General features: G+C 69.4%; 9 protein-coding genes. 4 read left to right on the top strand and 5 right to left on the bottom strand.

Features of this window, described 5'->3' with window-relative positions; genetic code table 11:
• Positions 1–4 precede the first annotated feature (4 nt).
• Positions 5–2,287: a glucosylglycerol-phosphate synthase gene (gene ggpS / locus ACIO3S_RS05850; RefSeq protein ID WP_400460471.1), complete on the top strand. Its 2,283-nt coding sequence runs from the start codon at positions 5–7 to the stop codon at positions 2,285–2,287.
• Here the strand turns inward: ggpS and ACIO3S_RS05845 are convergent.
• Positions 2,284–3,486 (bottom strand): MFS transporter, encoded by a 1,203-nt coding sequence (locus ACIO3S_RS05845; RefSeq protein ID WP_400460469.1) that lies wholly within the window; start codon positions 3,484–3,486, stop codon positions 2,284–2,286. The two genes, ggpS and ACIO3S_RS05845, sit on opposite strands and share 4 nt — an antisense overlap.
• Positions 3,487–3,608: 122 nt before the next feature.
• Here ACIO3S_RS05845 and ACIO3S_RS05840 point away from each other — a divergent pair, with 122 nt between their 5' ends.
• Complete coding sequence (locus ACIO3S_RS05840; RefSeq protein ID WP_141802873.1) at positions 3,609–3,821, top strand: helix-turn-helix domain-containing protein; 213 nt, start codon at positions 3,609–3,611, stop codon at positions 3,819–3,821.
• Positions 3,821–4,360, top strand: coding sequence for a Clp protease N-terminal domain-containing protein (locus ACIO3S_RS05835; protein WP_400460466.1), 540 nt, complete (start codon positions 3,821–3,823; stop codon positions 4,358–4,360). The genes ACIO3S_RS05840 and ACIO3S_RS05835 overlap by 1 nt, the downstream gene beginning before the upstream one ends.
• Positions 4,361–4,460: 100 nt before the next feature.
• Here the strand turns inward: ACIO3S_RS05835 and ACIO3S_RS05830 are convergent, their stop codons facing one another.
• Positions 4,461–7,994 (bottom strand): ATP-binding cassette domain-containing protein, encoded by a 3,534-nt coding sequence (locus ACIO3S_RS05830; protein WP_400460464.1) that lies wholly within the window; start codon positions 7,992–7,994, stop codon positions 4,461–4,463.
• A gap of 226 nt (positions 7,995–8,220) precedes the next feature.
• Positions 8,221–10,413, bottom strand: a complete 2,193-nt coding sequence (locus ACIO3S_RS05825) for an NADP-dependent isocitrate dehydrogenase (protein ID WP_400460462.1) — start codon at positions 10,411–10,413, stop codon at positions 8,221–8,223.
• A gap of 254 nt (positions 10,414–10,667) precedes the next feature.
• Between ACIO3S_RS05825 and ACIO3S_RS05820 the strand changes: the two genes are divergently transcribed.
• Positions 10,668–11,747 carry an MIP/aquaporin family protein gene (locus tag ACIO3S_RS05820; RefSeq protein WP_400460460.1) on the top strand — a complete coding sequence of 360 codons (1,080 nt, stop codon included), beginning with the start codon at positions 10,668–10,670 and terminating at the stop codon, positions 11,745–11,747.
• A gap of 57 nt (positions 11,748–11,804) precedes the next feature.
• Here the strand turns inward: ACIO3S_RS05820 and ACIO3S_RS05815 are convergent, their stop codons facing one another.
• Positions 11,805–12,167, bottom strand: a complete 363-nt coding sequence (locus ACIO3S_RS05815; RefSeq protein ID WP_400460458.1) for a DUF3017 domain-containing protein — start codon at positions 12,165–12,167, stop codon at positions 11,805–11,807.
• Positions 12,168–12,172: 5 nt separating this feature from the next.
• Complete coding sequence (locus ACIO3S_RS05810) at positions 12,173–13,024, bottom strand: bifunctional methylenetetrahydrofolate dehydrogenase/methenyltetrahydrofolate cyclohydrolase (protein ID WP_400460456.1); 852 nt, start codon at positions 13,022–13,024, stop codon at positions 12,173–12,175.
• Between the last annotated feature and the right edge of the window lie 116 nt (positions 13,025–13,140).

The raw sequence follows: 13,140 nt of genomic DNA, 5'->3' as shown, positions 1-13,140 counted from the left end.
ACTTGTGAACGACACGTCCGCTGCCAACGCACGCATGCTGCTTGCGACCGATCTGGACGGAACATTCCTAGCCGGCGACCCCGAGGCGAAGGTCAAGCTGTACCAGACGCTGAGCCGTCGCGAGGACGTACTTCTGTCTTTCGTCACCGGTCGTGGGCTGGAGTCCGTGCTGCCGCTGCTCGCCGACCCGACCATCCCGACGCCCGACTTCATCATCTGCGACGTCGGCGCCACCATCGTGACCGGACACGACCTGCTCGCCGTCGAGCCCATCCAGCAGGAGATCGCCGCCAAGTGGCCGGGCGAGCTCACCGTGCTCGAGAAGATCGGCGACCGCCCCGGGCTGGTCCGGCAGAACGTGCCCCAGGACCGCAGGGTCTCCTACTTCTGCGACCCCGAGGCCGTCACCGACGACCTCGCCCCGCTGGTCGCGGAGATCGGCTGCGACCTGCTCTACTCCGCCAGCCACTATCTCGACGTGCTGCCCGCCGGGATCAACAAGGGCCACACGGTGACGAAGCTCGTCGAGCACCTCGGCATCCCCAAGGACCGCGTGCTGGTCGCAGGTGACACCCTCAACGACCTGTCGATGTACGACATCGGGTTCCCGGGCGTCTGCGTCGGCGAGGCCGAGGACCTGCTGCTGGACGCGACCCGCGACAAGGAGCGTACGTTCCACGCCACCTCCCCCGGCACCGGCGGGATCCTGCAGGCGATCAGGCACTTCAACCTGCTCGACGACGAGCACATCTACGACCCGGAGAACGACGCCGACGACCCCGGGAAGTCCGACCTCGTCATGGTCTACCACCGGCTCCCCTATGACGAGGTGATCGAGGACGGCGAGGTCAAGCGCCGGCGGCCGAAGTCGCCCAACGGCATCATCCCGACGCTGCTCTCGTTCTTCACCGAGCGCACCGGATCCTGGGTCGCCTGGTCCATCGACGACCCCAAGCGCGGCAAGTTCGCCACCCATACGGTCGTCGACCCCAAGCTCTACCCGGGCCTGGTGGCCTCCCGGCTGCCCCTGTCGAAGAAGGACGTCGACGTCTTCTACAAACGCTTCTCCAAGGAAGCGTTCTGGCCGCTGCTGCACACCTTCTGGGAACGCGCGAAGTTCAAGGAGGACGATTGGAAGGTCTATTGCCGGGTCAACAGGGCCTTCGCCGAGCAGGCGGCGGCCGAGGCGGCGTACGGCGGCATCGTCTGGATCCACGACTACAACCTGTGGATGGTGCCGGCCTACCTGCGGGAGATGCGGCCGGACGTGAAGATCGCGTTCCTGCACCACACCCACTTCCCCGGCGCTGACGTCTTCAACGTGGTGCCGTGGCGCCGCGAGATCATCGGCTCGCTGCTGCAGTGCGACTACATCTCGTTCCACATCCCCCGCCAGGTCGAGAACTTCGTCGACGTGGCCCGCGGAGTGGCGCCGGTCGAGGTCATCGAGACCGAGGACTCGGCGCCTCGGTTCCGGACGTACGGCTTCGCTCTCGGTCTGGACACCATGCCCTCGGTGATCGACGTCGGTGGACGTCGCGTGCACCTGGGCGCCAACCCGGTCAGCGTCGACACGAAGCGGATCGAGCAGACCCTGGCCTCCCCGGCGGTGCAGAGCTCGATCGCCCGGGTGAAGGAGGAATTCGAGGGTCAGCGGATCGCGCTGGCCGTCTCCCGCCTCGACTACACCAAGGGCGTGCTGCAGCAGCTCGAGGCCTTCGAGCGAGCGCTGCTGGAGGACCCGTCGCTGCTGGGCGAGCTGTCGCTGGTGCTGGTCTGCGTGCCCGCGGCCGGCGAGATGACCGTCTACAAGACCCTGCAGAACCAGATCGAGCAGGCGGTCGGGCGGATCAACGGCCGGTTCTCGCGGATGGGCTGGATGCCGGTCCACTTCTACTTCCGGCCGATCCCGTTCGAGGAGCTGCTGGCCTACTACGCCAACGCCGACGTCATGTGGATCACCCCGCTGCGCGACGGCCTCAACCTGGTCGCGAAGGAGTACGCCGCGGTCCACGGTCTCCTCGGCACGAGCGGCACGCTGGTGCTCTCCGAGTTCGCCGGGGCAGCCGCCGAGCTTCGCGGCGCGGTGCTGACCAACCCCCACGACGTCTCCGACATGGTCCGGGTCTTCCTGCAGGCCGTCGACATGGACGAGGCCGAGGCCAAGGACCGGATGCGCGGACTGTGGGACACCATCCGCCACCACGACTCCAAGGCCTGGGCCGACGGTTTCCTGGCGGCGGTCGAGGCGGCGACCGCCACGGACGGCAACGAAGAGGCCCTCTAGGCCTTACGCCGGTGGATGCTGGTGCTCCACAGCAGCACCAGCATCCCGGCGGCGGCCAGGCCGGCGCCGACCAGGGGCGCCTCACGGACGCTCCAGACGTCGAGGGCCAGGCCACCGGCGAAGGCGCCGAGGGCGTTGGCGATGTTGAGGCTCGCGTGGTTCATCGCGGCGCCGAGGGTCACCGCGTCATCGGCGACGTCCATCAGGCGCACCTGCAGGTTGATCACCAGCACCGACGCGATCGCGGTGGTCAGGAAGGCGACTGGCGCGAGCCACCACCCGGCCGGGGCGACCAGCCAGAAGAGCGTCAGCACCGCCACCATGCCGAGGCTGCTCGCGAGCAGCGAGCCCATCACCGACCAGCGGGCCAGCTCCCCCGCGACCCAGGTGCCGACGACCATCCCGGTGCCGAACGCGAAGACGAACCACGGCACCGCCCCCTCGGCCAGGCCGGCGGTGTCGGTGACGATCGGGGAGATGTAGGAGTAGGCCGCGAACATGCCGCCGAACCCGATCGCACCCGCGAGCATCGTCAGCCAGACCTGCTTGTTGGTGAAGAATTGGCCGGCCTCGCTGCGGCCGGTCGCGGTCGGGTCACCCGGGAAGTGGGGCACCGAGAGCTGCACCAGGACCACGGTCAGCAGCGCGAGGCCCGCTGCGGCTGCGTACGGTGCCCGCCAGCCGGCGGTCTGACCGAGCCAGGTCGCGAACGGGACGCCGATCACATTGGCGACCGAGAGCCCGAGCATCACCAGGGCGACCGCTCGTCCGCGGTGCTTGGGCGCGGCCATCGACGTCGCGACGATGCTTGCGACGCCGAAGTAGGCGCCGTGCGGGAGCCCGTCGAGGAACCTCGCGACCAGCAGCATCTTGTAGTCCACGGCGACGGCGCTGAGCAGGTTGAACAGCGCGTACGCCGCCATCAGCGACAGCAGTAGCCCCTTGCGCGGAAGATGGGCGACGAAGAACGAGAGGATCGGTACGCCGACCACCACTCCCACCGCATAGGCGCTGATCAGGTGGCCGGCCGTCGAGGTGCCGACGCCGACGCCCTCGGCGATCTCGGGCAGCACGCCCATGGTGACGAACTCGGTCGTACCGATCGCGAACCCACCCGTTGCGAGGGCGAGCATGGCGATCACGAACCGGACGGTGGTGACCGGTCTCGCGGCGGTCTCGGGGCTGGCGATGTCAGTCACTACTGCCTAACCTTCGGCGATTTGCGGGCTATTCCGTGAATCGGTGTGACGCGTGTCCCGGCGGCGGGCCGGTTTCGTCAACCCAGGTTGACACGATGGTGATGTCAACCTATATTGACAGCATGACGGATGCGAAGGACCTTGCCGAGTCGGCCGCGAGCGCCGACCCGAGCACCGGGTTGCGAGCCGCGCTCGCACTGCGTCGCCTCGCCGACTCGCTGGAGCGGCTGCAGGTGGCGAACGCCCGCCGACAGGGATGGGCCTGGCAGGAGATCGCCGACGCGCTGGAGGTCAGCCGACAGGCGGTCCACAAGAAGTACGCGAAGGAGATGTGATGTTCGAGAGGTTCACCAAGCCGGCCCGCGATGCGGTGACCGCTGCCCAGACGTACGCCGCCGAGCTCGGTCACGAGCGCATCGGCGACGACCACCTGCTGCTGGCGGTCGGCTCCAGCGCCGGCTCGTCCGCCGCCCGGGCACTCGCCGAGGCCGGTGTCGATGCCGCTGCGCTGCGGGCGGAGGTCGAGCGGGCCCACGGGCGCCTCGGCGACGACGACGCCGACGCGCTGTCTGCGCTCGGGATCGACCTGGACGCGGTGCGATCCAAGGTGGAGGAGGTGTTCGGTGCCGGTGCTCTGGACAGTGGGAAGCCACGCCGCCGCCTCGGCGGGCACATCCCCTTCACCAAGGACGCGAAGAAGGTCCTCGAGCTCTCGCTGCGCGAGGCGATCCGGCTCAAGGACCGCTCGATCGGCACCGAGCACATCCTGCTCGCCATCCTGCGCGCGGAGGGGGAAGGACATGCTGCCCTACAGGCCCTCGGCGTGGATGCTGCTTCGCTGCGCCGCGCACTCGAGCACGGCAAAGCCGCCTGAGGCCGAGGCGTCACCCCCGTCGGCCGAGGCGTCACCCCCGTCGGCCGAGTGGGCACCGCAGTGCCCAGTCGAACGACCGGAGTGACGCCTCGGCGGGGAGTCAGCCGGCCAGGTGGGACCACGCCGGAGCGAGCTCGGTCCACGGACCCACCGCGGCGATCTCACCGTCGACCATGACGACGACCCGGTCGGCCTGAGCGAGAGCGGCTCGCTTCGAGGTGGCGCCGATGACCGTCGTGTGCCGGTCACGCAGCGCCCGCCAGAGCTCGATCTCGGTGGCCGCGTCGAGCGCACTGGAGACGTCGTCGGCCAGGAGCAGCTCGGTGTCGGCGGCCAGCGCTCGCGCCAGGGCGAGGCGCTGGACCTGTCCCCCGGAGAGGCGTACGCCACGGTGACCGACGATCGCGTCCGCGCCGCCCGCCTCCTTGACGTCGAGCTCGAGCCGCGCGTCGGCGACCGGGCTGTCGAACGGCCGGTCGTGGCCCAGGCGGATGTTGTCGGCGAAGGTGCCGGAGAGCACCCGCGGCACCTGGGCGACGTACGCCACCTGCCCCGGCCTCAGGAAGGACTGCGGGTCCTGGACCAGCTCGTCGTTCCACCGGATCGTGCCGGTGTGCTCGATCAGGCCGGCCAGCGACGCCAGCAGGGATGACTTGCCGGAGCCGACCTGCCCCACGAGCAGGACCAGCTCGCCGCTCGAGATCGTGAGCGAGACGTCGGAGACGCCGATCGTGCCGTCGTCGTGGACCGCCGACAGGGCCGAGAGCTCGAGGGACTCGAGCGGCACCTGCTCGACCGGGCCCGGATCCGGCGCGTCACCGGTGACCAGGTCGACGCCCGGCGGCAGATCCATCAGGTCGCGACCGCCGGCGAACCGGCTGGTCTCCTTCTGCCATGCGCGGGTGCCGGGAGCCTCGGTGACGACCATGCCGGCCACCCGGCCGAACCAGTCGAAGCCCGAGACCGCGTTGGCGACCAGCAGCGCGGTCGCCAGACCCCAGCCGCCGCCGAAGTAGATCCCCCAGGCAGCCACGACACCGCACTGCACCATGAGCGCGGGAACCCCGTCGAGGAACGCCTGCACCCGGTGCTCCTTCACCGCTGCCTCGACCCTCCCTGCGTCGACGTGCTGCAGGTGGGCGTGGACCTGCGGCGTGGCCGCGGCCAGCTTCACCGTGCGTACGGACTCCAGCGCGGAGACCACCGCACGGCCGAACCGCGCGCGAGCGGCGGAGGAGGCCGCGGCCGAGCGGCCGGCGATCGGCCGACCGACCGCGGAGGCCAGCGCCGAGGCGATCATGACGACCAGGAGCACAGCGCCCGCGAGCGCGGTGCCGGCGAGCAGAGCGGTGATCGTCGCGATCACGAGACCGTTGACGAAGTCGACCCAGCGGTCGGCGTAGCGGGCGTACCGGTCCGCGTCCATCGAGCGGGCGACAACCTCGCCCGGCGGCGTACGCGTCAGGCGGTGCTGGCGGGTCTGGCCGTAGAGCACGGCCATCCGGGCACGCAGCATGACCTCGATCCACCAGCGCGGGTAGCGGTAGAAGGCGTCGGCGAGCATCAGCGGCGCGGCCAGCAGGCTGACCACGAGCAGTCCCGACATCACCGTCGGCCTGCCGCCGTCCTGCAGCGACTCGACGATCCGGCCCCACAGGAGCCCGGTGAAGGCACCCTGCGCACCGGTCATCGAGGCGAACAGGAAGAGCAGCGCACCCGCGACGCCCCACTCGGGGCGCAGGAACAGGACGTGCAGCATCCCACGGGCGAGCGACGGCCCGGTGCCGACCTCGGGGACGTCCGGCGGAGCGCCCTGGCGGCGCTTGCCGCCGACGTTGCCCTCCGCGACATGGTCGAGGGTGGAGTGGTCCACAGGCTTGGCAGCCGGGGAGGGTGAGTCGTGATGGTCGGTGCGGCTGGCCTCCAGCAGGTCATGGAACGGCCCCGGCGTGGTCGCCAGCGAGGCCCGCAGGCCGTGCTGGATCACCCGGCCGTGGTCGAGCACGGCCACGTGAGGCGCCCGCTCGATGGTGGAGAGCCGATGGGCGATCAGGATGCCCGTACGCCCGGTCAGCAGCCGGTCGGCGGCCGCGACCACCCGGCGCTCGGTGAGCGGGTCCATCCGCGCCGTCGCCTCGTCGAGGACGACCACCCGTACGTCACGCACCAGCAGCCGGGCGAAGGCGACCAGCTGCTCCTCCCCCGCAGACAGCGAGGTGCCGCCAGGTCCGAGCAGGGTGTCGAGCCCGTCGGGCAGACCGGCGACCCACTCCGAGAGCCCGAGCCGGGCCACCGCCCGCTCGATGTCCTCGCGCGGACGCACGTCATCGAAGAGCGCGATGTTCTCCGCGAGCGTGCCGGCCAGGATCTCGGTGCGCTGAGTCACCACGCCCACGGAGGCGCGCAGCTGCTGCAGGTCGAGGTCGCGTACGTCCACGCCACCCAGGAACACCGAGCCGCGCGGGGGCTCGACGGCCCGGGAGAGCAGCGAGGCGAGCGTCGACTTGCCGGAGCCGGTGCGGCCGACCAGGGCGATGGTGTCGCCGGCCGGCACCGTGAGCGAGATGCCCTGGAGGGCGAAGGTGCCCTCGGCGTAGGAGAAGGTCAGGTCGCGCAGCTCGACCTCGAGGGCTCCCCCGCCGGGGACGGGCTCGCCGCCTTCGGGCTCCGGCTCCGATCCCATCATCTGGCGCAGCCGGATGACCGCGCCCAGGCCCGCCTGGATGTCGGGCAAGTGGTTGGCGAGCATGGCGATCTGGCCCACGAACGTGCTCGTGACCAGGAACAGCGTCACCAGCGCGCTGATCCCGAGGCGGTCGTTCGCGGCGAGCGCCACTCCGGCGAGACCGATGCCGGCCAGCAGGGAGTGCAGGAGCACGCCGGCCCGGCGGCCGACCTTCGCCTCGACCGTGACGACCGCTCGGAACTTCTCGTGGACGATCGCCGACAGCCGGGCCACCCGGGCGACCACGTGGTCCTGGCCCAGGCTCGTACGCAGGTCGTCACGCCCCGCGATGCCCTCCTCGAGCACAGCGGCGTGGTCGGTCCAGGAGGCCTCCTCGATGACCTTGAGCTCGGAGATCTTGCCCAGCAGCCGGCGGATGACGAACCAGGTCACCGCGGCGAGCAGCGGGAACAGGATCGCCGCCGGCCACCAGGTGAAGCTGGCCACGATCCACATCGGCAGCGCCGCGAAGACGGAGCGGAAGAGCATCCACAGCTGCCAGCGCAGCAGGTTGCCGACCTCGTGGGAGTCGTCGTCGACCCGGTCGAGGATCTCGCCGACGGCCTGCTCGCTCAACTCGGAGAGCGGCTGTCGCATGGCCGCTTGGAGCACGTCCTCGCGCAGCTTGCCCTCGACCCGGTCCGAGACCCCGACCCAGGCGATCTTCGCCGTCGAGTCGATCAGCGAGGCGCCGATCACGCAGAGCGCCAGCCAGCCGACCAGGCTCGCGGTCGGGTTCTCCGCCAGCCGTCCGGCCACGACGGTGCCGATCGACTGGGCCACCATGGCCACCGCCAGCGCGATCAGCGCGGCGAGCGTCACCGGCCCCTTCAGGCGTCGCCAGTCGACCTGCCGGCTCGGGTCGGCAGGGTCGGCGGGGACTCCGAGAGCCTTGCCTGAGGTGGGCACGGGCGGAGTCGAGAGCGTCGCAGTCATCAGAAGATCACGGTATGCGCGACCACCGACACCAGCCTAAAGGTTTTCCGCCCTCAACCGGCGACAAACACCACGCTGACCTGCATCTATAGGAATCAGAAGAAAGATCTGGAGAGCAAGGTCACGTACGCCGGGAAGGTGTCCCGAAACGGCACGACGGCCCGGCACGGGAGTCCGTGCCGGGCCGTCGTGAGGTGAATCAGAGAGAGTCGATCGCCTCGTTGAGCGTCGCGGAAGGACGCATCACGGCGGTGACCTTCTCGGGGTCGGGCAGGTAGTAGCCGCCGATGTCGGCGGGCTTGCCCTGGACCGCGAGGAGCTCCTCGACGATCTTGGCCTCGTTGGCGGCGAGGGTCTCGGCGAGGCCCTTGAACGCTGCGGCGAGCTCGGTGTCCTCGGTCTGCGCGGCGAGCTCCTGGGCCCAGTAGAGACCCAGGTAGAAGTGCGAGCCGCGGTTGTCGGTGGTGCCGAGCTTGCGACCCGGGGAGCGGTCGTTCTCGAGGAAGGTCGCGGTCGCACGGTCGAGCGCACCGGCGAGCACCTTCGCGGCCGGAGCGGACGCCTGCTCGGCGTACTTCTCGAACGCGGGCACCAGCGCGAAGAACTCACCCAGCGAGTCCCAGCGGAGGTAGTCCTGCTCGACCAGCTGCTGCACGTGCTTCGGCGCCGAGCCGCCCGCACCGGTCTCGAACAGACCGCCACCGGCGATCAGCGGGACGATGGAGAGCATCTTCGCCGACGTACCGACCTCGAGGATCGGGAACAGGTCGGTGTTGTAGTCACGCAGCACGTTGCCGGTGACCGAGATGGTGTCCTCACCGTTGCGCAGGCGCTCGAGGGAGTACGCCGTGGCGAGCTCGGGCGAGAGGATCTTGATCTCGAGACCCTCCGTGTCGTGCTCGGTCAGGTAGGTCGCGACCTTCTTGATCAGCTCGGCATCGTGGGCGCGCGACTCGTCGAGCCAGAAGATGGCCGGGGTCTTCGAGTCACGGGCACGCGAAACGGCGAGCTTGACCCAGTCGCGTACCGGGATGTCCTTGGTCTGGCAGGCGCGCCAGATGTCGCCGGCCTCGACGTCGTGCTCGATGAGCACGTCGCCGGCCTCGTTGAGGATCCGCACGGTGCCGGCGGCCTCGATCTGGAAGGTCTTGTCGTGGGAGCCGTACTCCTCGGCCTTCTGCGCCATCAGACCGACGTTGGGGACGGTGCCGATCGTGGCCGGGTCGAGCGGGCCGTTCTTCTTCACGTCGTCGATGACCGTCTGGTAGACGCCGGCGTAGGAGGAGTCCGGGATCACCGCGAGGGTGTCGTCCTCGCCGCCGTCGGCACCCCAGAGCTTGCCGCCGTTGCGGACCAGGGCCGGGATCGAGGCGTCGATGATCACGTCCGAGGGGACGTGCAGGTTGGTGATGCCCTTGTCGGAGTTGACGTAGGACAGGCGCGGGCCGGCCTCGATCGCGGCCTTGAAGGCGGCCTCGATCTCGGCGCCCTTCTCCAGGCCGGAGAGACCGGACAGGATCGCGCCCAGGCCGTCGTTGGCGGACAGGCCGGCGGCCTCGAGGTCTGCGCCGTACTTCTCGAAGACGTCGGTGAAGTAGGCCTTCACGACGTGGCCGAAGATGATCGGGTCGGAGACCTTCATCATCGTGGCCTTCAGGTGCAGCGAGAAGAGCACGTCGTCGGCCTTGGCCTTGGCGAGCGCGTTCTCGAGGAAGGCGTGCAGGTTGGCCACGGACATGTACGTCGCGTCGACGATCTCGCCCTCGAGCACCGGCAGCTCGGCGAGCAGCGTCACCGTCTCGCCGTCGGCCTTCTCGAGCACGATGGAGAGCGTGTCGTCGGCCGGGAGCGTCACGGACTTCTCGTTGGACTTGAAGTCGTGGGAGCCCATCGTGGCGACGGTCGTCTTGGAGTCGTCGGAGAACGGCTTGTTGGTGTGCGGGTGAGCCTTGGCGTACGCCTTGACCGAGCCCGGCGCGCGGCGGTCCGAGTTGCCCTCACGCAGGACCGGGTTCACCGCGGAGCCCTTGACCTTGTCGTACTTGGCCCGGATCTCCTCCTCCTCGGGCGTGCTGGGCGCCTCGGGGTAGTCGGGGATCTGGTAGCCCTGAGTCTGCAGCTCCTTGATCGCGGCCTTCAGCTGCGGGATGGAGGCGGAGATGTTGGGCAGCTTGACGATGTTGGCTTCCGGCGTCTTCGCCAGGTCACCGAGCTCGCCGAGCGCGTCGTCGGCCAGGCCGAACTGGGCCAGGATGCGCGAGGCCACGGAGATGTCACGCGTCTCGACCTCGACCCCCGCCTTGGCCGCGTAGGCCGAGACGATCGGAAGGAAGGAGTACGTCGCCAGCAGCGGCGCCTCGTCGGTGTGGGTGTAGATGATTCGTGCGGCCATTGCTGTGGCTACTCCTGACAAGTTGCGATCTGCGTAGATCCGGACCCGGGACGATAGAAAGTGTCTTGATATCAAGATAACAGAAAGGGTGATGAGACACCGCCCCGCCCCACCTAAGCACCACGATGTGCCGTCGCAAAAGAGTTACTGTGTGTCAACACCTCATGTTGTTCAGGTGACTGCTGATACCTGAGTGCTTCTCGGGTGTCGATGGGTCTGACCGACGTCAACAGACATTGAAGGGTTAAGGGGACATGACTGAGGAATCACTGTCGGCGGCTGAGCCGACCTTCATCCAGAAACTCGCAGCCGAGGTCATCGGGACATTCATCCTCGTGTTCATCGGGTGCGGCTCGGTCGTAGCCGTCGTCGCCGGCGCCACCCACGCCGGGCAGCCGACCTGGGGGCTCGAGGTCGCGGCCGTCGGCCTCGCCTTCGGCATCGCCGTCGTGATCGGCGCCTACACCTTCGGCCGCATCTCCGGCGGCCACTTCAACCCGGCGGTGACGCTCGGCGTGGCCACCGCCGGCCGGATCAGCTGGAAGGACGCCGGCGCCTACATCGGCGCACAGTTCGTCGGCGCCACCCTCGGTGCGATCGTGCTGTTCCTCGTCGCGCTCGCCTCGGACTACAACTCGTGGAACGACGGCGGCCTCGGCGCCAACCGCTTCGGCGACGGAGCCGGCACCGGCCTCATCGGCGCGATCCTGGTCGAGCTGGTCCTCACCTTCATCTTCGTCTTCATCATTCTCGGCGTCACCGACGTTCGGGCCGGGACCAACGCCACCGCTGCGCCGCTGGCCATCGGCCTTGCGCTGGCCGCGATCCACTTCGTCGGCATCCCGCTGACCGGCACCTCGGTCAACCCCGCCCGTTCGTTCGGTCCCGCCCTCTTCTCGGGCACCGACGCACTGGCCAACCTCCCGGTCTTCCTGATCGTGCCGGCTCTCGGCGGTGCGATCGCCGGTTTCGTCTACCCGCTGCTCTTCGACAAGGACGGCTCCGAGCTCGCGGGGGCCGGCCTCGCCTTCGGCGGCGACAACCTGAAGCCGGCCCAGAGCGTCCCGTCCTGGGACTCCCAGGCTGTCGCCCCGGCGGCACCCGCCGCCGCTCCGGCGGCGCCAGCGGCTGCGGCTCCGGCGGCACCCGCTGCGCCCGCCGCCGAACCGACGCCTCCGGCTCCGGACACCGGCGACCGCACGGTCGTCTCCGGTGGCGGTCAGCCGGCCTGGCAGCAGCCGACCCCGGCCGCCGAGGGCGACCTCCCGGTCTACGAGCAGGACGGCTGGCGCTGGGACTACGCCAAGCAGGAATGGGTCCCGATCGAGCAGTAGTCTCGAGAAGCACGAAGGCCGCCCCTCGGGGCGGCCTTCGTGCTATCTGTACGTCTTCTATTCGCCTGGAACGGTCACCGCGAGGATCCACAGCGCGCCTGCGGTCAGCGCCAGCAGGGCCACGTCGAACCAGCGGTTGCGCACCGCGAGCATCCCGGCATCCTTCGTACGCAGCACCGCACGCCCCAGCGACGCGGCCCCCACCCCGGCGGCGAGGACGATGATCCCCACCCGCCAGTGGCCGAAGCCGACCAGCCCGAGACCGACGATCGCCGCGGTCAGCACCCCGAGGTAGACGAACCCACCGATGGTCGAGGGGAAGCCGCGTACGTCCTGGAGGTCCGTCTTCTCGTGCTCAGACGCCACCACCACCGGTGCGGGAGCCTCCGGTGTGGGGGTGAGCGGCGGGTGAACGGACACGATTTTCAGAGCCTTTCGAGAGCCTTCTCGGCGCTGAGGACGATATTGGAGAGCAGCATCGCGCGTGTCATCGGACCCACCCCACCCGGGTTCGGCGACACCCAGCCAGCCACGTCCCATACGTCCTCGGCCAAGTCTCCTGCGATCTTACCGTCGACCCGGGAGACACCGACGTCCAACAGGGCCGCGCCGGGCTTGACCATGTCCTTGGTGATGATCCCGGGGACGCCCGCGGCAGCCACCACGATGTCGGCGTTGCGGGTGTGGGCGGCCAGGTCGCGGGTGCCGGTGTGGCACAAGGTGACCGTGGCGTTCTCGCTGCGGCGGGTGAGCAACAGGCCCAGCGGACGCCCGACGGTCAGCCCACGGCCGACCACGACGACCTCGGCGCCGTTGATCTCGACCCCGTGACGCCGCAGCAGCTCGATGCAGCCCACCGGGGTGCACGGCAGCGGCCCGTCCTCACCGAGGACCAGCTTGCCGAGGTTGTAGGGGTGCAGCCCGTCGACGTCCTTCTCCGGAGCGACCCGGGAGAGCAGCGCGAACTCGTCCAGACCGGTCGGCTGCTGGATGAGGTAGCCGGTGACGGCAGGATCCGCGTTGAGCTCGTCGATGACCTTCTCGACCTCCGCCTGGGTCGCGGTGGCGGGCAGGTCGACACGGGTGGAGGCGACACCGATCTCGGCGGCGTCCTTGTGCTTGGCGTTGACGTACCAGTGCGAGCCCGGGTCATCACCGACCAGAACGGTCCCGATGCCCGGGGTGACCCCCTGGGCCTTCAACTTCTCGACCCGCTCTGCGAGCTCGGCCTTGATCGCCTTCAGCGTCGCGGTGCCGTCCAGCTTCTGTGCTGTCACGATGTCAATCCTGTCACTCGAGTCTCTGTATTCCTTGTACGCGACGCCGACCCGGCTCATCTTGACCAAATCCCAGGCCGAGTCGGCTCGTTCTGACACGATTTCCCGCCGAGTCG

This window comes from Nocardioides sp. NPDC087217 (assembly GCF_044744805.1).
In the GTDB taxonomy this organism is placed as follows: Bacteria; Actinomycetota; Actinomycetes; order Propionibacteriales; family Nocardioidaceae; genus Nocardioides.
This window is presented reverse-complemented; position numbering and strand designations above follow the sequence as displayed.

Excerpts from the sequence above, each read along its gene's own strand:
- ACIO3S_RS05820 (WP_400460460.1), top strand. The coding sequence starts at position 10,668 with ATGACTGAGGAATCACTGTCGGCGGCTGAGCCGACCTTCATCCAGAAA.
- ACIO3S_RS05840 (WP_141802873.1), top strand. The coding sequence starts at position 3,609 with ATGACGGATGCGAAGGACCTTGCCGAGTCGGCCGCGAGCGCCGACCCG.
- ACIO3S_RS05835 (WP_400460466.1), top strand. The coding sequence starts at position 3,821 with ATGTTCGAGAGGTTCACCAAGCCGGCCCGCGATGCGGTGACCGCTGCC.
- ACIO3S_RS05825 (WP_400460462.1), bottom strand. The coding sequence starts at position 10,413 with ATGGCCGCACGAATCATCTACACCCACACCGACGAGGCGCCGCTGCTG.